Genomic DNA, 20,244 nt, shown 5'->3' with positions numbered 1-20,244 from the left:
AAGGGACGTGTTATGAGTATAAAGAGGGTAGCCTTAGTCACGCCGCCGTACCACTCGGGTGTGGTCGAATCAGCGGGGACCTGGCTCAACGTCGGCTTCGTCTACATCGCCGGATCGCTGCGCGCCGCCGGGTACGAGGTCGACTACTACGACGCCATGAGCCTTTGGCACAAGTGGCCGGAGATCGAGGAGCGCCTGCGCGCCTTCGCGCCGGACGTGGTGGCGACCACTTCTTTCACTGCTTCCATCGCCCACGCGCTGGAGCTGACCGCGCTCGCCAAGAAGATCAATCCGCAGGTGGTCACCGTGCACGGCAACGTACACGCCACCTTCTGCTACGACGAGATCCTGCAGGCCGAGCACGACACGGTCGATTTCGTGGTGCGCGGCGAGGGCGAGGTGACGCTGGTGAAGCTGCTGGACTGCCTGAACGCCGGCGGCGATCCCGCCACCGTGCCCGGGCTCTCCTTCTGGCGCGACGGCGCCGTGGTGGTGACGCCGAAGGCCGCCCCCATCGCCGACCTCGATGCGCTTCCGATGGCCTGGGACCTGGTCGAGTGGCCCATCTACCGCTACCGGGCCAAGAACAACGCCCGGCTCGCCATCGTCTCCTCCTCGCGCGGCTGCATGGAGAAGTGCTCGTTTTGTTCGCAGCAGCTCTTCTGGGAGCGCTCCTGGCGCGCCAGAAGCGCCGAGAACTTCGTTGCGGAGCTGGAACTTCTGCGCGACAGCTACGGCGTCGAAGTCGCCATGCTCTCCGACGAAATCCCCACCTTCGACCGCGAGCGCTGGGTGCGCATCCTCGACCTGATGATCGAAAGGAAGGTCGGCGTCAAGCTCCTCATGGAGACCCGCGTGGACGACATCCTGCGCGACGCGGACATCATGGACAAATACCGCGAGGCCGGCGTGGAGCACATCTACGTGGGCGTCGAGGCGGGAGACCAGGAGACCCTGGACCTGTTCAACAAGAACACCAAGGTGGAGCAGTCCAAGGCGGCCATCGACATCATCAACAACGCGGACATCGTCTCGGAGACCTCGTTCGTGCTGGGGATGCCGGATGACACGCCGGAGAGCATCGCCAAGACCATCGAACTCGCCAAGCACTACAACCCGGACATGGCCTTCTTCCTCGCCATCGCGCCCTGGCCCTACGCCGAGCTCTACCCGGAGCTGGAGCAATACGTGGCGACCACCGACTACCGCAAGTACAACCTGGTCGAACCGGTGATCAAGCCGAAAAACATGACGCTGGAGGAGCTGGAGCGCGAGTTGGGCCGCGCCAGCCAGAAGTTCTTCATGCACAAGTTCCAGAATTTGCGGGAGCTCTCCCCCTGGAAGCAGGAGTTCATGCTGGCAGTGTTCGACATCCTGATCAACAACTCGTACCTTGCCGGCCAGATGCGGGCGATGATGAAAGACGGGAAGCAGATGCCGCCCGAGGTGCAGGCGCTGGTCAGGAGCGTGAAGGGGATGCAGCGCGGCGAGGATGCCTTGCAGTCGCACCCGCACACCTTCGCGCCGATCCCCTGACGCGGGCGAGGAGAGCATGGATAAAGTGAAAAAGATCGCCGTGGTGTTGAACGGCTTCGTGCACGATTTCATGACCGGGTATTGGCTCTCCGCGCTGATCGCCGTCCGTCTTTTGCATGGCTTTCGGCTGGAGGCGCCGCCGGTCGCCGGGACCCTGGCGCAGATAGAGCGTTTTTTCTTCTGGAACAGCGTGGGCGCGGCAATACTCATCTTCGCCACCGGCGGGATGCGCAGCTTTACCTACGTGGACAACTTCTACGGTGCTGAAACCGAGAGGACCAGGCGCAAGATGCTGGTGATCAAGCACGTGGTGCTCTTTGTCGTCATAGGCGGCGGGAGTTATTGGGGTTACTGCACGGCATTCAGTTGAGGAACTCCGGGCTTAACGTACGAAAGGTTCTGGCATGAATTTCCTGATCATTGAAGATTCCGAGAAGACCGCGGAGCAGTTGAGGAAGGGGTTGGCGGAGGTCAGCATCAACGCCGACATCGCCGGCGACGGTCTGCGCGGGCTCGCCCTGGCACGGGAGAAGTCGTACGAACTGATCATCCTTGACCTGATGCTCCCCGGCATCGACGGTTTCGAGGTGGTGAAGAGGCTGCGCCAATCGGGGAAGAGCACGCCGGTCATCATGCTCACCGCACGTGACGAGGTGCACGACCGGATCTGCGGCCTGCAGTCCGGGGCGGATGACTACCTGGTCAAACCGTTCTCCTTCGGCGAGCTTTGTGCCCGGATCCAAGCGCTTTTGCGCCGGGGGCAGGTGCTGCAGCAGGACGAGGTGCAGGTGGCCGACCTCACCGTCAACTTCTTCGCCCGCAAGGCGACCCGCGCCGGCAAGCATCTGGAGCTGACCCCCAAGGAGTTCGCGCTCCTCTCCATGCTGATCCGCCGCTCCGGGGAGGTGCAGTCGCGGCTGCGCATCGCCGAGGCGGTCTGGAACCTCGGCTTCGACGCCAACCTGAAGATCGTGGATGTGAAGCTGGCGGGGTTGCGGGCCAAGGTGGACGGCCCCTTCGACAAGAAGCTGATCCACACCGTGCGCGGCGTGGGCTACGTCCTAGAGGACCGCGATGAGTGATACCCCTGCTGCCCCGGAGGAAACCATCGGGCGCAAAAATCGGTCCATGGCTCACAATCTGGCCGTGCTGTACATCATTTCCATCGTCGTCGGCTTCACCCTGTGCGCCTTTTTGCTGTACTTGAAACTGGTGCATCACATCAACGTGTCCGGCTCGGAGCAGCTGCAGGGGGAGATCACCTCGGTGCGCGCCCTGCTCGGAACCCCCTCCGGCCTTAACGCCATCCGGCAGGTGATGCAGGCGGAAGAGCGGGGGCAAGACGCCCCGACCAACTGTATCCTGATGCGCATCGTGGACCCCACCGGCAAGATCATCGTGGACTGTCCGAACATGAGGGACGTTCTGCCCGTCTCCGCCTTCCCTCCCGTCGGTGATTCCAGGTCCAGAAAGTTCCAGGCCAACGGCGCCAACTACCTGCTGCGGACCGCGCGACTCACCGATCCCAACTCAGAGGCCCGTGGCTGGGTCCTGCAGATAGGCATAGATCTGGCCGAGCACGACCAACTGATCGGGGTATATCGTCTCTATCTCTTCCTGTTTGGGCTGGGAGCCTTCCTCTTCGCCATCCCCAGTTCCTACATCGTCGTGAAACGCGGACTGAAGCCCCTGGACGAACTGAGCGGCTCGATCAAGAACATCACCGGCAGCCGGCTCAACACGCGGCTGGAGGCGGACCGCTTTCCGCACGAGATGCAACCCGTGATCGAGTCGGTCAACGCCATGATGGCGCGGTTGGAGAACTCCTTCCAGAGGCTCACTCACTACTCGGGAAACCTTGCCCACGAGTTGCGCACGCCGATCAACAACCTGATGCTGGAGGCCGAGATCGCCCTCTCCCAGGATCGGACCCCCGAGGAGTACCAGGATATCATCTCCTCCAGCCTGACCGAGTACGAACGGCTGGCGGCGGTGATCGACAAGCTCCTCTTCCTGGCCCGCGCCGACAACGAGAAAAACGATCTCATGTTCGAGAAACTCGACGCCGGAGCCGAGGTCGAGGAGGTGGTGGATTACTTCTCCGATGAAGCCAGCTCCGCCGGGATCACGCTCCTTCACAGCGTCGACGCCTCCTTCTGGGGGGACCGGACCCTGTTCCGCCGGGCTCTCAGCAACCTGATCAGCAACGCCATCACCTACACGCCGGCCGGAGGCGAAATCTCCATTTCCTCTTCCAAGGGGAGTAACGGCGAGGTCGATATCGTCGTGACCGATACGGGCTGCGGCATCTACTCCGAACATCTTCCCTTTCTTTTCGACCGGTTCTACCGGGCCAAAGCCGGCTCACAGCACAGCGGCACCGGCCTCGGGCTCGCCATCGTGAAGGCGATCATGGAGATGCATAACGGCGACGTCTCCGCCTGGAGTCGCCCCGGGCACGGGACCGCCATCACGCTCCATTTCCCCCAGCATCCCTCCCTTAAAAACAAGGTCACCGCGGAAGTCTGATTCAAGGCTACAGCGGCAGGTGTAGCGTAACCCCCAGAGCCTCAACGCAAAGACGCAAAGCCGCAGAGGCGCAAAGAAAAGCAGGAATATTTTTCACACCCACATGCTGGTCGGTTCCCCTTGTCTTTGCGCCTCCGCGCCTTGGCGTCTTTGCGTTGAAGGTTTAAAAAAGCCGCTGTCCCATTGGATTGGGCAGCGGCTTTTTTGTGGGGCAACGGCGGGCGAATGATTATTCGCCCCTACGATTTTGCGGGATAACTAGGCGCAGGCGGCGTTGGCGCGCTCGCGCTCGGTGGCGTCGTCCATCACCTTGTAGGCGCAGAACTCGCCGCACATGGTGCAGGCGCCGTGGTCGGCAACGCCGGACTCCTCGCGCAGGCGACGCGCCTTGACCGGGTCGATGGCCAGGGCGAACTGCCCTTCCCAATCGAGCTTCTTGCGGCAGCGCGCCATCTGGTTGTCCTTCTCGATGGCCCCCTTGACCCCTTTGACGATGTCGGCGGCGTGGGCGGCGATGCGCGACGCCATCACCCCTTCACGCACGTCCTCGACGCTCGGGAGCTTCAGGTGCTCGGACGGCGTCACGTAGCAGAGGAAGTCGGCACCGGCCGCGGCGGCGATGGTCCCGCCGATGGCGGAGGTGATGTGGTCGTAGCCCGGGGCGATGTCGGTGACCAGCGGTCCCAGCACGTAGAACGGCGCGCCGTGGCACAGCCGCTTCTGCAGCAGGATGTTGGCCTCGATCTGGTTCAGCGGCATGTGCCCCGGCCCCTCGATCATCACCTGCACGCCGTACTCCTGGGCACGCTGGGTCAGTTCGCCCAGGATGATCAGCTCGTGGATCTGGGCGCGGTCGGTGGCGTCGGCCAGGCAGCCGGGGCGGAAGCCGTCACCCAGCGACAGGGTCATGTCGTACGCCTTGGTGATCTCGAGCAGGCGGTCGAAGTGCTCGTAGAGCGGGTTCTCGGCGTTGTTGTGCGCCATCCACTCGATAGTGAAGGCGCCGCCGCGGGAAACCACGTCCATGATGCGACCTTCCTTGCGCATGCGCTCCACGGTGGAGCGGGTCACGCCGCAGTGCACGGTGATGAAGTCGACGCCGTCCTCGGCGTGCTTGATGACGCCCTGGAAGATGTCTTCAACGGTCATCTCGACGATCGCTTTCTTGTGCTTTCTCACCGCGTCCAGCGCGGCCTGGTACAGCGGCACGGTGCCGATGCAGGCGGAAGTCTCGGCGATGACGGCGCGGCGGATCTCGTCGACCGGGCCGCCGGTGGAGAGGTCCATGATGGCGTCGGCGCCGCTGGCTACTGCCACGCGTACCTTCTCCAGCTCCTTCTCGAAATTGAGGTCGTCGGCGGAGCTGCCGATATTGGCGTTGACCTTGGTCCTGAGGCCCTTGCCCACGGCGAGCGGCGTGCCGTTCACGTGCTTGTTGTTATGGCAGATGATGATGTTCCCGGCGGCGATCCCGGCGCGGATGAATTCGGCGTCCACCCCCTCGGCGAGGGCTGCGGTCTTCATCTTGTCCGTGATGATCCCCTTGCGGGCGTATTCCAGCTGGGTCATGGCTACTCCTTTATATGGCTGCTATTGCAGAAACTAGATACATTCATCATTTCACAACTATTCATCTCAAGATGCACGCTAGCTCCTCCCCCCGGAGGGGGGAGGCTGGGAGGGGGGATGCAGGCTAAAGACGCTACGCGCCCCCTCCCTATCCCTCCCCCTCCGGGGGAGGGGATGATGCTTTTACTCCCCCTGGTCCCGCGCCGCCAGGAAATGGTTCACCGGTCCGTGCCCTTTGCCTAGCGGCTGCGAGAACTTGATGGCGCGGGTCACGAACAGCTTGGCCCTGAGTATCGCGCTGGGGAGCGGCTCTCCCTGGGCCAGGTTGGTAGCGATGGCGGAGGCGAGGGTGCAACCGGTGCCGTGGGTGTTGCGGGTCAGCACGCGCGGCGCGCTGAAGCGGGTGAAGCCGCTGCCGTCGAAGAGGATGTCGGTCACCACCCCTTCGGTCAGGTGCCCCCCCTTGACCAGCACGTGCTTGGCGCCCATGAGATGCAGCGCGCGGGCGGCGAGTTCCATGCCCGCGCTATCGGTGATGGTAAGGCCGGTGAGGGCCTCCGCCTCCGGGATATTGGGTGTGACCAGGTAACTCAGCGGCACCAGTCTTTTCTTCAGCACCGAGAGCGCCTCGTCCTCGAGGAGCGCCACGCCCCCTTTGGCGCTCATCACCGGGTCGAGCACCACCATCCTCATCTCGTAGGCGGTCAGCTTGTCCGCCACGATCTCCGCGTTCTCCGGCGAGGACAGCATGCCGATCTTCACCACGTCGATGGGAATGTCCGAAAGCACCGCATCGATCTGTTCCGCGAGGAAGGCGGGCGGGGACGAGTGGATGCCGGTGACGCCCCGGGTGTTCTGGGCGGTGAGGGCGGTAATCGCCGAGGCGCCGTAGCTGCCGAGGAGCGTAATTGTTTTGAGGTCCGCCTGGATGCCCGCGCCGCCGCCGGAATCGCTGCCGGCGATGGTGAGCACGGCGCCGCGCGGTTGGGTCATGGTGCGGTTGAAGAGCAGGGACAGTTCGGTCGCGGCGAGGCCGGGGGAGCGTGCCGAAAGGACAGCGGAGATGACCGCGATGGAATCCGCGCCGGCGTCGATGACGGCGCAGCCGTTGTCGCGGGTGATGCCGCCGATGGCCACGATGGGGATTTGGATCTTTTCCCTCAACTCGGCTAGTGCTTCCGGGCTCTGCAGGTGTTCGACTTCCTTGCTCTGGGTGGGGTAGAGGGAGCCGAAGCCGATGTAGTCGGCACCCGCATCCTGTGCGGCGAGCGCCTCCTCGATCGAGTGGGTGGAGATGCCGATCAGCTTCTTGGGGCCGAGGGCGGCGCGGGCGGCGGCCGGGTCACCGTCCTCCTGGCCCAGGTGCAGGCCGTCGGCGTCGAGCGCCAGCGCCAGTTCCAGGTCGTCATTGACGATGAACTGCACCTGGAACTCCGCGCAAAGGTGTTTCAGGTCGCTGCCAAGCGCGAGGCGTTCCTCGTAGGTGCGTGCCTTGTCGCGGTATTGCAAGAGGGCGATGCCGCCGCTGGCGAGGGCCTCCCGCACCCGCGGCACCAGGCGTTCGCCCTGGTCCGTGATCAGGTACAGTCCCGCTACACGCCGCTCCTTCCCGCTATGGTCCACCACGAGTCTTAACAAGGCACACCTCGAAAAAGCATAAAGCCGAACCGAAAACCACTCACAAGGAGGAAATCTGAGGACATCTGAGAAAAACAAAAACGGAGAAAAACTGAGAGCCTTTGGGGACTAAACCAAAGACGTTCTCCAGTTGTTCTCAGATTTCCTCAGATTTTCTCCCTGTGAAGGGTTCTGGTTCTAGCACTCTAAATAAAAAAGCCGCGACGGGGGTCACGGCTCACGATGAAAAGGTCGGAGTACGCGCCGCTTCCCTACGCCGGTACGACCCGGATCAGGTTCAAAGGGTTCAGGATCGACCTGTCTCAGTTCTGGCGAACTCCCCTAGCTGGCTTTTCGCTGAGGCCGTAAACATAATGGAATCCTCTTGCAAAGTCAATCGCTTTCGGGTTTTTGCCTTTACACTCCTGGGCGAAAGTGGTAGAAAAATCACTGGCCGGGAGAGTCCCGGCCTGATTTCATTTGGATATACCGATACGGGATTTCGAGATGGACAGTCGTCCTACGGTTGTTGAAATAGATCTCGCCGCACTCAGGCACAACTTCGGCCTGGTGCAGAAGAAGGTGCCCGAAGGGTGCGGCATTTTGGCCGTGGTCAAGGCCGACGCCTACGGCCACGGTTTCCAGTACGTTTCCGAGGAGCTGGAAAAGCTCGGAGTGGATGCTTTCGCGGTCGCCTTCCTTGCCGAGGGGGTGCAACTGCGCATGAGCGGCATCTACCGCCCGGTACTGATCCTCGGGGGCATTTACCCCGGCGAGGAGCGGCGCTGCATCGGCCTCAACATCTCCACCGCGCTCTATTCGCTGGAGCAGGCGGCGGCTCTGGACCGGGCGGCTCTGGAAATCAAGTGCTACCGCAAGGCGAAGATCCACCTGAAGGTCGACACCGGCATGGGGCGCCTCGGCGTCACCTGGGACAAGGTGCCGGAATTCCTCGAGCAGCTGAAGCAGTTCAAGAACCTGGAGCTGGAAGGGATCTTCTCCCACTTCGCCAGTGCCGATGAGCGCGACCCGGACGGCCTCGCCTTCACCAAGCTGCAGGCCGAGCGCTTCAACGCCGCCGTCATCGAGGCCCGCCGCCAGGGATTCGATCCCGCCTACGTCCATGTCGCCAACAGCGCCGCCATCCTCGCGGCCGAGCTTCCCTATTGCAACCTGGTGCGGCCGGGGATCATCCTCTACGGCGCCGCCCCTTCCCGGGATTTCGTCGACGAGATGGCCTCCTTGCCCGTCATGAAGCTGAAGAGCCGGGTGGCGATGCTCAAGTGGGTGGAGCCCGGGACCAGCATCAGCTACGGCCGGCGTTACGTCGCCGACAAGCGCGCCCTCATCGCCAGCGTTCCGGTGGGGTACGCCGACGGTTATTGCCGCAGTCTCACCAACAAGGGTGAGGCGCTCATCCGCGGCAAGCGTGCCCGCGTCGCCGGCACCGTGTGCATGGACTGGATCATGCTGGACGTGACCGACGTCGAGGGCGTCGCCGTGGGGGACGACGTGACTCTTTTGGGTCCCGATCCGATGGGCGATCGCATCACCGCCGAGGAATTGGCCGAGAAAGCCGGCACCATCCCCTACGAGATCATGTGCGGCATAGCCACCCGCCGCGTACGCAGGGTGTATATCGGGTAAAACACGAGAAGCAGAACCTAAAACCATTGGCCACGGAGAAAATCTGAGAACATCTGAGAAAACCAACAAGCTTTTTGGTTTAACCCCAAAGTCTTTAGTTTTTGAGGTTCTCAGATGTCCTCAGATGGTCTCCTTGTGAAAGGTTTTAGGTTTTGCATTCGTTTTGCCTTTCTCAGATGTCCTCAGATTTTCTCCGTGGCTAACGGTTTTTAGGGGTTTATATGACTGATAAGGTACGCCTTACGACGATGGTGCAGGCGGCGGGTTGAGCTGCCAAACTGGGCCCGGCGGGCCTGGAAGATGCCATCCGCGACATAACCCGCTCGGACGACCCCAACCTCATCGTAGGTGTGGAGGGCGCCGAGGATGCGGGAATCTACCGCATAGGGGAGAGCCTTGCCCTGGTGGAGACCACCGACATCATCACGCCGCTCGTTGATGATCCCTTCACCTTCGGCCGCATCGCCGCGGCCAACGCCCTCTCCGACGTCTACGCCATGGGGGGCAAACCGGTGACGGCGATGAACCTCGCCTTCTTCCCGGCCTGCTCGCTCCCCACCGCCGTGCTCGCCGCCATCTTGGCCGGCGGCGCCGACGCGCTCAAGGAGGCGGGCGCCTGCCTGGTCGGCGGCCACACGGTGGAAGACAACGAACTTAAATTCGGCATGGCGGTGACCGGCCTCATCGATCCCTCCCGCATCGTCAGAAACTGCACCGCCCGCCCCGGCGACGTCCTGGTGCTCACCAAGCCGCTCGGGACCGGCATCGTCTCGACCGCCATCAAGGCCGAGATGATCGACGACGCCCTGGCGACCGAAGCCATCGGCTGGATGACGGCGCTCAACGCCAAGGCTTGCGAACTCATGGTCGCCTGCAACGCCACCGCCGCCACCGACGTGACCGGTTTCGGTTTCATCGGCCACGCCTGCGAGATGGCCCTCGGCGCAAAGGTCACCTTTCGCATCGAACTGTCCCGCGTGCCCATCATGTCGGGCGTCCCCGCCCTGATCCACGACGGCATGGTCCCCGCCGGCTGCTACCGAAACCGCCATCATTACGAATCCCACGTGACGGGCTCCGGCGGCGACGCCCTCTTGCCGCTTTTCGACCCGCAGACCTCGGGGGGGCTCCTCATCTCCTTCGCCCCCGACGACGCCCGTGAATTCCTGACCCGCGCCGAACAGTCCGGCCTCTTTGCCGTCGCGATCGGCGCGGTCGAGCCCGTCGGGGGAAGCGCCATTGTCTTCGCCTAAGGGGCTCGCCGCCGCTTTCGACCTTGGCACCACCACCATAGCTGCGTCGCTGGTCGATCCTGCCACCGGAACCCGGCTGGCCGTCACCGGCGCCATGAACCCCCAGCGCCGTTGGGGAGCCGACGTCCTCGCCCGCCTCACCGCGGGAGGAGATCCCGAAACCCTGCGGGCCATGCAGGCCGCCCTGGCAGTCGAGATGGAGCGCATGACCGACGCGCTGCTCGAGCAGGCGGGCGCGTCGCCCGCGGATCTCGCGCAGGTGGCCATCGCCGGCAACCCCTCCATGGAGACCATCGCGCTGGCCCTGCCGGTAGAGTCGCTGGCCCATCCTCCGTTTCGTCCCCTCTTCTCCACCGGAAAATCCGTGACTACCCTCGATCTCGGCTGGAGCCGCGACTATCCTTGCTACCTGCTGCCGCTTCCGGGCGGTTTCGTCGGCGGCGACCTGCTCGCCTTTCTCTTCGGCATGACGGAGATGCCCGCGGCCGGCACCCTGTTCCTGGATGTCGGCACCAACGCGGAGATCGCCCTTTTTGACGGCGAACGCTACCTCGCCACCTCGGCCGCCGCCGGCCCCGCCTTCGAAGGGGGTAACCTGAAGTGCGGCATGGCGGCGCTCCCCGGTGCGGTGAGCGGCGTTCAGATAAAAGGGGACAGGCTACTTATAACTACCATCGCCGGTGCCGCGCCGAGCGGCATCTGCGGTACGGGTGTGCTGGACACCGTGTCTGCCCTCCTCGAAGCAGGGATCGTGGAAGCAACCGGCCGCCTTCTTCCCGCCGCCGAGATCGACTCCAACCTTGGCAACCGGGTGCAGGAGGTGAACGGCATCACCAGTTTCGTGCTGCACCGGGACGCCAAAAGTTTCGTCTACCTCGACCAGGAGGACATCCGCGCGCTGCAACTCGCCAAAGGCGCGATGCGGGGCGGGATGGAGATCCTTCTGGAGAAGGCGAACCTCGCCCTGGACGATGTTGCGCGGGTGGTGCTGACCGGTTCCTTCGGGGCCGTGCTGTCGCCGGATGTGCTAAAAAAGGTTGGAATTTTCAACGAAAAAATGGTAAGAATCACCGGATTTATCAAGGAAGGGGCGCTGGCCGGCGTGGAGCGTGTACTGCTCACCGAGGATGGCCGCGAACAGATGGAGGCCCTGGCGCAAAGGGTCCGCGTCATCCCCCTTTCCGGCACACCACTCTTCGAAAAGCACTTCCTGGCAAATATAGATTTCCCCAAAACAAAAGCCTGACCACAGAGGGCTCCGCGGTCCACAGAGGACTCGGAGGAAAGGCATATGACTTTAAGGTTTTACCCCCGTTTACTCTCTGTGTCCTCAGTGAACCTCTGTGTCCTCTGTGGTAATGCTTTTTGAAAACAAAAGGGACAGGCACCTGGCGGAGCCAGTCCCCTAGCGTGAACCTCTGTGACCTCTGTGGTTATGCTTTGAATATCTAATCAACATCAAAAGCAGCAACAAAAAGGAGTGGCGAAATGGCAAAAATTGGGCGCGCGCTGGTAAGCGTGTCGGAGAAGACTGGAGTGGTGGAATTTTCCCGGGCGTTGGCCGGCTACGGCGTGGAGATCCTCTCCACCGGCGGCACCGCGAAGCTGCTGCGCGAGGCGGGCATCCCGGTGAAGGACGTTTCCGAGTTCACCGGTTTCCCCGAGATGCTGGACGGCAGGGTCAAGACGCTGCACCCGAAGGTGCACGGCGGCATCCTCGGCATGAGGGAGAACCCGGCGCACGTGGCCAAGATGCAGGAGCACGGCATCGAGCCGATCGACATGGTGGTGGTCAACCTCTACCCGTTCGAGGCGACCGTGGCCAAGGAAGACTGCACCATGGAAGACGCCATCGAGAACATCGACATCGGCGGCCCGACCATGCTCCGCTCCGCTGCCAAGAACAACCGCGACGTCACCGTCATCGTCGACCACGCCGACTACCAGCTGGTGCTGGACGAGATGAAAGCCAGCGCCGGCAGTGTCTCCCGTGAGACCAACTTCCGCCTCGCCGTCAAGGTGTACCAGCACACCGCCGCCTACGACGGCGCCATCTCCAACTGGCTGGGCGCCCGCACCGGCGAGGGCGTTGCGCCGTACCCGGACACCCTGACCCTGCAGTACAAGCTGGCACAAGGGATGCGCTACGGCGAGAACCCGCACCAGTCCGGCGCCTTCTACGTCGAGAAGGGGGCTAAGGAGGCTTCCATCTCCACCGCGCGCCAGATCCAGGGCAAGGAGCTTTCCTACAACAACATCGGCGACACCGATGCGGCGCTCGAGTGCGTGAAGCAGTTCGACCAGCCCGCCTGCGTCATTGTGAAGCACGCCAACCCGTGCGGCGTCGCTGTGGCCGGCAACGTCATGGAAGCCTACGATCTCGCCTACAAGACCGACCCCGAGTCCGCCTTCGGCGGCATCATCGCCTTCAACCGCGAACTCGACGAGACCACCGCGCGTGCCATCGTGGAGCGCCAGTTCGTCGAGGTGATCATCGCTCCCAAGGTCACCGAGGCTGCCAGCGAGATCGTCGCCGCCAAGAAGAACGTCCGTCTCATGGAGTGCGGCTTCTGGCCGGAGCAGCCGGCTGCCCGCTGTGACTACAAACGCGTCAACGGCGGCATGCTGGTCCAGGACGCCGACCTCGACCTCTTCGCCGAGCTCAAGGTGGTGACCAAGCGCGCTCCGACCGACCAGGAAATGGAAGACCTCCTCTTCACCTGGCGCGTCGCCAAGTTCGTGAAGTCCAACGCCATCGTGTACGGCCGCAGCAACGCCACCGTGGGCGTGGGCGCCGGCCAGATGAGCCGCGTCAACTCCGCCCGCATCGCCGCCATCAAGGCCGAGCATGCCGGGATCCCGGTCCAGGGTGCGGTCATGGCATCCGACGCCTTCTTCCCGTTCCGTGACGGTCTGGACAACGCCGCCAGCGTCGGCGTCACCGCCGTGATCCAGCCGGGCGGCTCCATGCGCGACGCCGAAGTCATCGCCGCCGCCGACGAGCACAACATCGCCATGGTCTTCACCGGAATGAGGCACTTCAGGCACTAAACCCAATCGACAATTGACAATGGACAAAGGACAACGCTTCAGTCGTCTTTGTCCATTGTCGTTTCTGGAACCGTCCCCGCCCCCGGAGGGGGAGGGCTAGGGAGGGGGAATGACGCATTTCCCCCCACCCGGCCTCCCCCCTCCTGGGGGAGGAGACATGAGGGAGAAATAGTTATGAAGGTATTGGTAGTAGGCAGCGGCGGGAGGGAGCACGCGCTGGTCTGGAAGATCGCCCAGTCCCCGCTGGTGGAGAAGGTGTTCTGCGCACCGGGCAACCCGGGCACGGCGACGCTGGCTGAAAACGTGGACATCGCCGTGGACAACCTCCAGGGGCTGCTCGACTTCGCCAAGAAGGAAGGGGTGGAACTGACCGTGGTTGGCCCGGAGCTGCCGCTTTCCCTGGGCCTAGTCGATCTCTTCGAAGAGAACGGCCTGAAGGCCTTCGGCGCCCGCAAGAACGCCGCCATCATCGAGGCGTCTAAGGCATTTTCCAAGGACCTGATGCAGAAGTACAACGTCCCGACCGCGGCTTACGGCGTCTTCACCGAGATCCCGGCCGCGATCGACTTCATCGACAAGACCGGGATCCCGATCGTCATCAAGGCGGACGGCCTGGCCGCGGGCAAAGGGGTGATCATCGCCCAGACCCGCGACGAGGCGGTGGCCGCCGTCACCGACATGCTCTCCGGCAACGCCTTTGGCGCCGCCGGTTCCCGCGTGGTCGTCGAGGAGTTCCTGAAAGGGGAGGAGGCCTCCTTCCTCGCCTTCACCGACGGCGAGCGCATAATTCCGCTCGCTTCCGCCCAGGACCACAAGGCGGTCTACGACGGCGACAAGGGTCCCAACACCGGCGGCATGGGCGCCTACTCCCCGGCCCCGGTGGTCACCGCGCCCATCCACGAGAAGGCCATGGCGGAAGTCATGCGCCGCACCGTGGACGGCATGAAGGCGGAAGGGCGCACATATCGTGGTGTCCTCTACGCCGGTCTCATGATCGACGGCGACTCCGTGAAGACCCTGGAGTTCAACGCCCGCTTCGGCGACCCCGAATGCCAGCCGCTATTGATGCGCATGAAGTCCGACATCGTCCCCATCCTGATGGCGGTCGCCTCCGGCAGCCTGGAGGGCGTCGAGATCGAGTGGCACGACAAGGCAGCGGTCTGCGTGGTGCTGGCGGCGGAAGGGTATCCCGCCGACTACCGTAAGGGTGACGTCATCGAGGGGTTAGCTGAGGCCGGGAAGGTCGAGGACCTGGTGGTGTTCCACGCCGGCACAAAGTCCAGCGGCGACGCCGTCGTCACCAACGGCGGCCGCGTGCTGGGCGTCACCGCTTTAGGCTCCACCGTCAAGGAAGCCATCGACCGCGCCTACAGCGGCGTGAAGCTTATCACCTGGCCCGGCATGCACCACAGGAAAGACATCGGCGCCAAGGCGATGAACCGTTAAACCCACACCCAAACCATTAACAGGGAGGAAATCTGAGGACATCTGAGAAAAAGCAAAAGCGGAGAGAAACAAAGAAGTGACAAAAGAAATGTTTTTCTCCGCCTTTCCTCAGATTTTTTCAGATTTTCTCAGATTTCCTCCCTGTAAGAGGTTTTGTTTTTAGGAGATTTTATGTCTAATCCGACCGTTTTGATTCTGATGGGAAGCGACTCCGACCTGACCACCATGGAGGAGACGGCCAGGGTTCTTACCGAATTCGGCGTCCCTTACGAGATGCACGTCTCCTCGGCACACCGCTCCCCCGCGAAAACCTCGAAGCTCACCCGCGAGGCGGAAGGGCGCGGCATCCAGGTGATCATCGCCGCCGCCGGCATGGCTGCGCACCTGGCCGGTGTCGTCGCCGCCGAAACGCCGCTGCCGGTCATCGCGGTCCCCATGCCGGGCGGCGCCCTGAACGGTGTCGACGCCCTCTACGCCATGGTCCAGATGCCGGGCGGTATGCCGGTCGCCACCATGGCCATCGGCAAGGCCGGCGCCAAGAACGCCGGACTCCTCGCGGTGCAGATGCTCTCCCTGTCCAGCCCGGAATTGCGCGCCAAGTTCGTCGCCTACAAGACGCGCATGGCCGAAGAGGTGGAAGAAAAGGACCGGGCGCTGCAGGCCGCGCTGCGGAAGTGATGCCCGTTTGCAGTTGATTTTGCTTGACAATCGGCCCGGTGTTGTATACCTTCGGGCCGTTTTCAGATCCAAAAATAATGGAGGGAACATCATGAAAAAGATTTTCGCTGCAGTAGCTCTGACCCTCGCCCTTGCTGTTACCGCAATGGCCGCTGATTCCGTCGTTTACCCGGCTAAAAACGGCAACGTCACCTTCAACCACAAGGCTCACCAGGGCAAAAACGAGTGCAAAGTCTGCCACGGCGACGGCGCTCCGGCCAAGATCGCTATCAACAAGGACGCGGCTCACGGCAAGGCTTGCAAAGAGTGCCACGCTGCCAAGGGCGGCCCGACCAAGTGTGGTGACTGCCACAAGAAGTAATCGCCCTTAGGGGAAGTCAAATTGCAGTCTTAGGGGTAACAGGTTCGCCTGTTACCCCTTTTTTTTGTTCCCTAGTGTATTCGTAATTTTTGTTTTGCGCTTATTGACAATTTGTCTATAATGGCAAACCTGCTACGACAGCTGTACATAACCTTACCGGGAGACGGCCTTGACTACGACGAACAAACGAGGATTTGCACAAGAGGTTTGGGATTTTTTCTGTTCCTTGAAACTTTCCATTTTCCTGCTGATCGGCCTGGCACTGGTATCGATCATCGGCACCGTCATCCAGCAGGGGCCGCAGCGTGAATACCTGGCGACTCTCTCCGAGACGAAGATCCGCCTGTACAGCGCGCTGGGCTTCTTCGACATGTACCACTCCTGGTGGTTCATCCTCCTGCTCTACCTGCTCACCCTGAACCTGATCTGCTGCTCCATCAAGAGGCTGCCGCGCGTCTGGAAGGTGGTTTCCGAGCCGGTGCTGGTCATGGACGACAACTTCGAGAAGTCGCTGGCCACCGTCAAGGACCTGAAGCTCAAGGGCAGCAAGGAAGAACTCAAGGAGCGCATGGCCGCGTTCCTCCGCGCCGAGTTCGCCGCCCCGGTGATCACCGAGAAGGACGGCGAGTACCACCTCTTCGCCCAGAAGAGCCCCTGGTGCCGTCTCGGCGTCTACGTGGTGCACCTCTCCATCATCGTCATCTTTATCGGAGCGCTGATCGGCTCCTTCGCCGGTTACAAGGCGTACACCAACATCCCCGAGGGTGGCTCCGTTTCCCAGGTGCAGACCCAGAGCGGCAAGATGATTCCGCTCGGTTTCGAAGTGCGCTGCGAGAAGTTCTCCGTTTCCTACTACGACACCGGCGCGCCGAAAGAATTCAAGAGCATCCTCACCGTGGTGGAGAACGGCAAGCCCGTGCCGGGCTACCAGAGCCGCGCGATCATCGTCAACGACCCGCTCACCTACAAGGGGATCACCTTCTACCAGTCCAGCTTCGGACAATCGGACGAGGGCTCGCTCTACCACCTCACCGTGCGTGACCGCAAAGGCGGCGCTCCTGTCCATCTGGACGCCCGTCAGGGTGAGCGCGTCGCTCTTCCCGGCGGCGCCTTCCTCTCCGTCATGGAAGCGACCATGGACGTTCGTCCCTTCATGAGGGGCTTCGACGGTCCGGGCGCGCAGGTCGAGTTCACCCCGGCCGGCGGCAACCCGCAGCCGTTCGTGGTCCTCTCCGACAAGTACGAGTCCTTCAATGCCCAGCACGGCGGCGACCTTCTGATCACCTTCGACGGTATGGACCAGAAGTTCTTCACCGGCCTGCAGGTGGCGCATGACCCGGGCGTCTGGGTGGTGTGGTTTGGCTGCTTCCTGATGGTGGTTGGTATCTGCATGGCGTTCTTCATGTCCCACAAGCGGGTGTGGGCGCGCGTTACCGATTCCGGGGTCACCCTGGGCGGTTCCGCCAGCAAGAACCCGGCAGGCTTTGAGATCTGTTTTGATGACCTGGTCGAGAAAATCGGCAAGGCTTAAAAAGATAAAAAACGTAACGGGGCTTGCCCCATGCCGCTCTAACTGAACGTCCGGAGGGTTATATCGATATGTCCAGTTCTATGCTTTTCAACGTGACCATGGTTGTCTACATGGTTTCCACCTGCATATTCTTTGCATTCCTCGCCTCGCGCAACAAGGCTGTGGGGCTTGCCGGTACCTACGCCGCTCTTTTCGGTTTCCTGGTTCAGACCGCCGCCATCGGGCTGCGCTGGAAAGAGTCCTACGACCAGGGGCACGGCCATGCGCCGCTGTCCAACCTGTTCGAGTCGGTGGTCTTCTTCTCCTGGACCATCGTCCTGATCTTCCTCATCATCGACTTCAAGTACAAGTACCGCGCCATCGGCTTCTTCGTCATCCCGTTCGCACTGTTCGGCATGGCCTGGGCCCAACTCGGCCTGGACAGCGGCATCGAGCCGCTGGTTCCCGCGCTGCAGAGTAACTGGCTCATGTACCACGTGATCACCTGCTTCCTGGGCTACGCCGCTTTCGCGGTTGCCTGCGGCATCTCGATCATGTACCTGATCCGCGAGTCCATGGAGAAGGGTGGCGGCAACGCCCAGGCCGGCGGCCTGCTCTCCATGTTCCCGTCCATCAGGATCCTGGACGACCTGAACTACAAAGCGATCATGATCGGCTTCCCGCTGCTCTCCCTCGGCATCATCACCGGCGCCGCCTGGGCCAACTACGCCTGGGGTACCTACTGGAGCTGGGACCCCAAGGAGACCTGGTCCCTGATCGTATGGTTCGTCTACGCTGCCTTCCTCCACGCCCGTATCACCCGCGGCTGGGTCGGGCGCCGTGCGGCCATCCTTTCCGTGATCGGCTTCGCCGCCACTATCTTCTGCTACCTGGGGGTCAACCTCTTCCTTTCCGGTCTGCACAGCTACGGGAAGTAGTCGTCCAAGAAGGTAAACCGAATCGATGCGACACTTGCTCGTGGCATATCCTTTAGCAGTAGCTCTGTACCTGCTCTGCGTCGGCGTCACCCTCACTCCGGGGGACGCCCTCGCGGAGCCGTTCAAGTGCAGCATCTGCCACAAGGATCTGATCCGCGGGAGTGTGCCGCATAAACCGGTCGCCGCCGGCCGGTGCCTGGACTGCCACCAGCAGTTCAACGACAACCACCCGCTGGGCAAGGACAGCATGGGGTTCAAGGTCCCCAAGGACAAACTCTGCGCGACCTGCCACGGACACCTGGTCCAGAAACCGGTGCTGCACAAGCCGGTGGGCCTGGGGCAGTGTACCAACTGTCACATGGCGCACAGCGCCGAGGTGAAGTCGCTTTTGAAGGACGCGTCCCCCGCGCTCTGTTTCCGCTGCCATCCCCAGGATCACTTCACCGGCGCCTTCACCCACAAGCCGGTAGCCGACGGCGATTGCCTTGCCTGCCACGACGCGCACCAGTCCGAAAGCAAATCCCTGCTGAGAAAGCCCGGTTCCGAGCTCTGCTTCATGTGCCATGACCGCAAACTCGCCATGGGCAAGTCCGTGCACCAACCGGTGCGCAACGGCGACTGCGTCAACTGCCACCAGATCCACGGCGGCCCCTACCGAAAGCTCCTCAAGGACGATTACCCCACCGTCCTGTACAAGCCTTTCAGCTACGACGCTTTCCCGATCTGCTTCCGCTGTCACGACCCCAAGCTCGCCGCGGCGGAGACCACCGACCGGTTCACCAAGTTCAGAAACGGCGAGCGCAACCTGCACGCGGTCCATGTCAACAAGACCAAGGCCCGCTCCTGCAGGGTGTGCCACAATCCGCATGCCGAGCAGCAGGAGCGCCTGATCTATCCCAAGGCTGAAGGGTTTGGAAACTGGGATATCCCGATCCGCTTCGAAGCCACCCCGACCGGTGGCGGCTGTTCCGTCGGGTGTCACCGGACCTTGCGCTACGACAGGGTGAAAGCCGTTGAACAGTAGCAGTCAACCTCCGACGCTTCCCCATCCCGGTCACGACGACTCCCCTGCCGCCGCCCAGGTCCCCTGATGCTGCCTAAATTTTCAGTCATAATCCCGGTCAAGCCGGGCGGCGAGGTGCGCGCGCTGGCGGGAATCGCCCAGGCGACCTACCCGCCGGAACTGTTCGAGGTGCTGGTCGCCCACGGCTGCCAGCCCAGCGTGCAGCGGAACACGGCGGCGCGCGAGGCCCGGGGCGACATCCTCTATTTTCTCGATGACGACTCTAGCGTCGCTCCTGATTTTCTGGAGCGGGCGGCGGGGCACTACCGTGAGCAGAACGTGACCGCTGTGGGCGGTCCGTCGCTCACTCCGGCAACCGATTCCACCATGCAGCGTGCCATCGGGATCGCCTTCTCCTCTGCGGTCGGTGGCGGCGGCGTGCGCAATCGCTACCGGAAGTTCGGTGCCGCGCGCTACAGCAGCGACAGTGAATTGATCCTGTGCAACCTGAGCTTTCGCCGCGAGATCTTCCTGGAGCACGAGGGGCTGGACGAGCGGCTCTATCCCAACGAGGAAAACGAGCTGATGGACCGGCTGCAGCAGGAAGGGCACCTGCTGGTGCACGATCCCGATCTCGCCGTCACGCGCAGCCAGCGCCGCACCTACCGCGCCTACGTGAAACAGATGTACGGCTACGGGCGCGGCCGCGGCGAGCAGACCCTGATCGCCGGGACGCTGAAGCCGATTACGCTGGCGCCGTCGCTCTTTTTGATTTACGCGTTGCTGGTCCCGTTTCTCGGTGTTCCGCTCTTGACCCTGCCGCTGTTGGCGTACCTGGCTATCGTGGTACTGGCGTCGTTGCAGGGAAGCTTGGTGGGGAAGGATGCCGCGCTCTTTCCGTGGCTCCTGTTGGTGTACCCGACGCTGCACCTGGTTTACGGCGCCGGCGTCATCCGCGGCCTGATCCGCCCCCGTTACCGCGGCGGCAAGCAGACCCACTGGGACGTCGAGGTGCGGCGGGTGAAGACTTTTTCAACTGTGGAACTAAGCTAGTTCCCTCTCCCCCTGGGAGAGGGTGCCCGCAGGGCGGGTGAGGGAAGGCTTGC

General features: G+C 62.6%; 17 protein-coding genes and 1 riboswitch. Of the genes, 15 read left to right on the top strand and 2 right to left on the bottom strand.

Annotated features, from left to right (window positions below; genetic code table 11):
• Window positions 1–12 precede the first annotated feature (12 nt).
• Genes JFN90_RS20285 through JFN90_RS20270 form a run of 4 tightly spaced genes read left to right on the top strand, consistent with a single transcriptional unit; the run spans window position 13 to window position 4,065 of the window.
• Window positions 13–1,536, top strand: a complete 1,524-nt coding sequence (locus tag JFN90_RS20285; protein WP_199396944.1) for a B12-binding domain-containing radical SAM protein — start codon at window positions 13–15, stop codon at window positions 1,534–1,536.
• A gap of 16 nt (window positions 1,537–1,552) precedes the next feature.
• Window positions 1,553–1,906 (top strand): hypothetical protein, encoded by a 354-nt coding sequence (locus JFN90_RS20280; protein ID WP_199396943.1) that lies wholly within the window; start codon window positions 1,553–1,555, stop codon window positions 1,904–1,906.
• 34 nt (window positions 1,907–1,940) lie between these two features.
• Entirely contained in the window at window positions 1,941–2,618 is a 678-nt protein-coding gene (locus tag JFN90_RS20275) for a response regulator (RefSeq protein ID WP_199396942.1), read from the top strand.
• Entirely contained in the window at window positions 2,611–4,065 is a 1,455-nt protein-coding gene (locus JFN90_RS20270; protein ID WP_199396941.1) for a heavy metal sensor histidine kinase, read from the top strand. The genes JFN90_RS20275 and JFN90_RS20270 overlap by 8 nt, the downstream gene beginning before the upstream one ends.
• A gap of 258 nt (window positions 4,066–4,323) precedes the next feature.
• On the opposite strand, the gene thiC is transcribed toward JFN90_RS20270, so the two are convergent.
• Both thiC and thiD read right to left on the bottom strand, forming a co-directional pair.
• On the bottom strand, window positions 4,324–5,634 hold the full coding sequence (gene thiC, locus JFN90_RS20265) for a phosphomethylpyrimidine synthase ThiC (protein WP_199390632.1): 1,311 nt from the start codon (window positions 5,632–5,634) through the stop codon (window positions 4,324–4,326).
• 183 nt (window positions 5,635–5,817) lie between these two features.
• Window positions 5,818–7,272 carry a bifunctional hydroxymethylpyrimidine kinase/phosphomethylpyrimidine kinase gene (gene thiD, locus JFN90_RS20260; RefSeq protein WP_199396940.1) on the bottom strand — a complete coding sequence of 485 codons (1,455 nt, stop codon included), beginning with the start codon at window positions 7,270–7,272 and terminating at the stop codon, window positions 5,818–5,820.
• A gap of 231 nt (window positions 7,273–7,503) precedes the next feature.
• A riboswitch (TPP riboswitch) is annotated at window positions 7,504–7,605 on the bottom strand.
• A 153-nt stretch (window positions 7,606–7,758) separates the two neighbouring features.
• Here thiD and alr point away from each other — a divergent pair.
• The 11 genes from alr (at window position 7,759) to JFN90_RS20205 (ending at window position 20,191) form a co-directional block, all read left to right on the top strand.
• Entirely contained in the window at window positions 7,759–8,898 is a 1,140-nt protein-coding gene (gene alr, locus JFN90_RS20255) for an alanine racemase (protein WP_199396939.1), read from the top strand.
• 221 nt (window positions 8,899–9,119) lie between these two features.
• A complete protein-coding gene (gene selD, locus JFN90_RS20250; RefSeq protein ID WP_199396938.1) occupies window positions 9,120–10,151 on the top strand; it encodes a selenide, water dikinase SelD in 1,032 nt (343 codons plus the stop codon).
• Window positions 10,138–11,397 (top strand): ASKHA domain-containing protein, encoded by a 1,260-nt coding sequence (locus JFN90_RS20245; protein ID WP_199396937.1) that lies wholly within the window; start codon window positions 10,138–10,140, stop codon window positions 11,395–11,397. The genes selD and JFN90_RS20245 overlap by 14 nt, the downstream gene beginning before the upstream one ends.
• Before the next feature lie 242 nt (window positions 11,398–11,639).
• Window positions 11,640–13,202: a bifunctional phosphoribosylaminoimidazolecarboxamide formyltransferase/IMP cyclohydrolase gene (purH, locus tag JFN90_RS20240; RefSeq protein WP_199396936.1), complete on the top strand. Its 1,563-nt coding sequence runs from the start codon at window positions 11,640–11,642 to the stop codon at window positions 13,200–13,202.
• A 174-nt stretch (window positions 13,203–13,376) separates the two neighbouring features.
• A complete protein-coding gene (purD, locus tag JFN90_RS20235) occupies window positions 13,377–14,648 on the top strand; it encodes a phosphoribosylamine--glycine ligase (protein WP_199396935.1) in 1,272 nt (423 codons plus the stop codon).
• Window positions 14,649–14,819: 171 nt separating this feature from the next.
• Complete coding sequence (gene purE, locus JFN90_RS20230; RefSeq protein ID WP_199396934.1) at window positions 14,820–15,326, top strand: 5-(carboxyamino)imidazole ribonucleotide mutase; 507 nt, start codon at window positions 14,820–14,822, stop codon at window positions 15,324–15,326.
• Between the two features lie 91 nt (window positions 15,327–15,417).
• Window positions 15,418–15,687 carry a cytochrome c3 family protein gene (locus JFN90_RS20225; RefSeq protein ID WP_199396933.1) on the top strand — a complete coding sequence of 90 codons (270 nt, stop codon included), beginning with the start codon at window positions 15,418–15,420 and terminating at the stop codon, window positions 15,685–15,687.
• Window positions 15,688–15,856: 169 nt separating this feature from the next.
• Entirely contained in the window at window positions 15,857–17,218 is a 1,362-nt protein-coding gene (gene resB, locus JFN90_RS20220; protein ID WP_199396932.1) for a cytochrome c biogenesis protein ResB, read from the top strand.
• 68 nt (window positions 17,219–17,286) lie between these two features.
• Window positions 17,287–18,135, top strand: a complete 849-nt coding sequence (gene ccsB, locus JFN90_RS20215; protein WP_199396931.1) for a c-type cytochrome biogenesis protein CcsB — start codon at window positions 17,287–17,289, stop codon at window positions 18,133–18,135.
• A gap of 25 nt (window positions 18,136–18,160) precedes the next feature.
• The gene (locus tag JFN90_RS20210; protein WP_199396930.1) at window positions 18,161–19,159 is read left to right on the top strand and encodes a cytochrome c3 family protein; all 999 of its coding nucleotides are present in this window, start codon (window positions 18,161–18,163) and stop codon (window positions 19,157–19,159) included.
• A gap of 66 nt (window positions 19,160–19,225) precedes the next feature.
• Window positions 19,226–20,191 carry a glycosyltransferase family 2 protein gene (locus JFN90_RS20205; protein ID WP_199396929.1) on the top strand — a complete coding sequence of 322 codons (966 nt, stop codon included), beginning with the start codon at window positions 19,226–19,228 and terminating at the stop codon, window positions 20,189–20,191.
• Window positions 20,192–20,244: the final 53 nt, after the last annotated feature.

The sequence above is a fragment of the Geomonas propionica genome (assembly GCF_016458235.1).
GTDB lineage: Bacteria > Desulfobacterota > Desulfuromonadia > Geobacterales > Geobacteraceae > Geomonas > Geomonas propionica.
This window is presented reverse-complemented; position numbering and strand designations above follow the sequence as displayed.

Excerpts from the sequence above, each read along its gene's own strand:
- ccsB (WP_199396931.1), top strand. The coding sequence starts at position 17,287 with ATGTCCAGTTCTATGCTTTTCAACGTGACCATGGTTGTCTACATGGTT.
- JFN90_RS20275 (WP_199396942.1), top strand. The coding sequence starts at position 1,941 with ATGAATTTCCTGATCATTGAAGATTCCGAGAAGACCGCGGAGCAGTTG.
- JFN90_RS20285 (WP_199396944.1), top strand. The coding sequence starts at position 13 with ATGAGTATAAAGAGGGTAGCCTTAGTCACGCCGCCGTACCACTCGGGT.
- JFN90_RS20225 (WP_199396933.1), top strand. The coding sequence starts at position 15,418 with ATGAAAAAGATTTTCGCTGCAGTAGCTCTGACCCTCGCCCTTGCTGTT.
- thiC (WP_199390632.1), bottom strand. The coding sequence starts at position 5,634 with ATGACCCAGCTGGAATACGCCCGCAAGGGGATCATCACGGACAAGATG.
- purH (WP_199396936.1), top strand. The coding sequence starts at position 11,640 with ATGGCAAAAATTGGGCGCGCGCTGGTAAGCGTGTCGGAGAAGACTGGA.
- JFN90_RS20280 (WP_199396943.1), top strand. The coding sequence starts at position 1,553 with ATGGATAAAGTGAAAAAGATCGCCGTGGTGTTGAACGGCTTCGTGCAC.
- purD (WP_199396935.1), top strand. The coding sequence starts at position 13,377 with ATGAAGGTATTGGTAGTAGGCAGCGGCGGGAGGGAGCACGCGCTGGTC.
- JFN90_RS20210 (WP_199396930.1), top strand. The coding sequence starts at position 18,161 with ATGCGACACTTGCTCGTGGCATATCCTTTAGCAGTAGCTCTGTACCTG.
- purE (WP_199396934.1), top strand. The coding sequence starts at position 14,820 with ATGTCTAATCCGACCGTTTTGATTCTGATGGGAAGCGACTCCGACCTG.
- JFN90_RS20270 (WP_199396941.1), top strand. The coding sequence starts at position 2,611 with ATGAGTGATACCCCTGCTGCCCCGGAGGAAACCATCGGGCGCAAAAAT.
- alr (WP_199396939.1), top strand. The coding sequence starts at position 7,759 with ATGGACAGTCGTCCTACGGTTGTTGAAATAGATCTCGCCGCACTCAGG.
- JFN90_RS20205 (WP_199396929.1), top strand. The coding sequence starts at position 19,226 with ATGCTGCCTAAATTTTCAGTCATAATCCCGGTCAAGCCGGGCGGCGAG.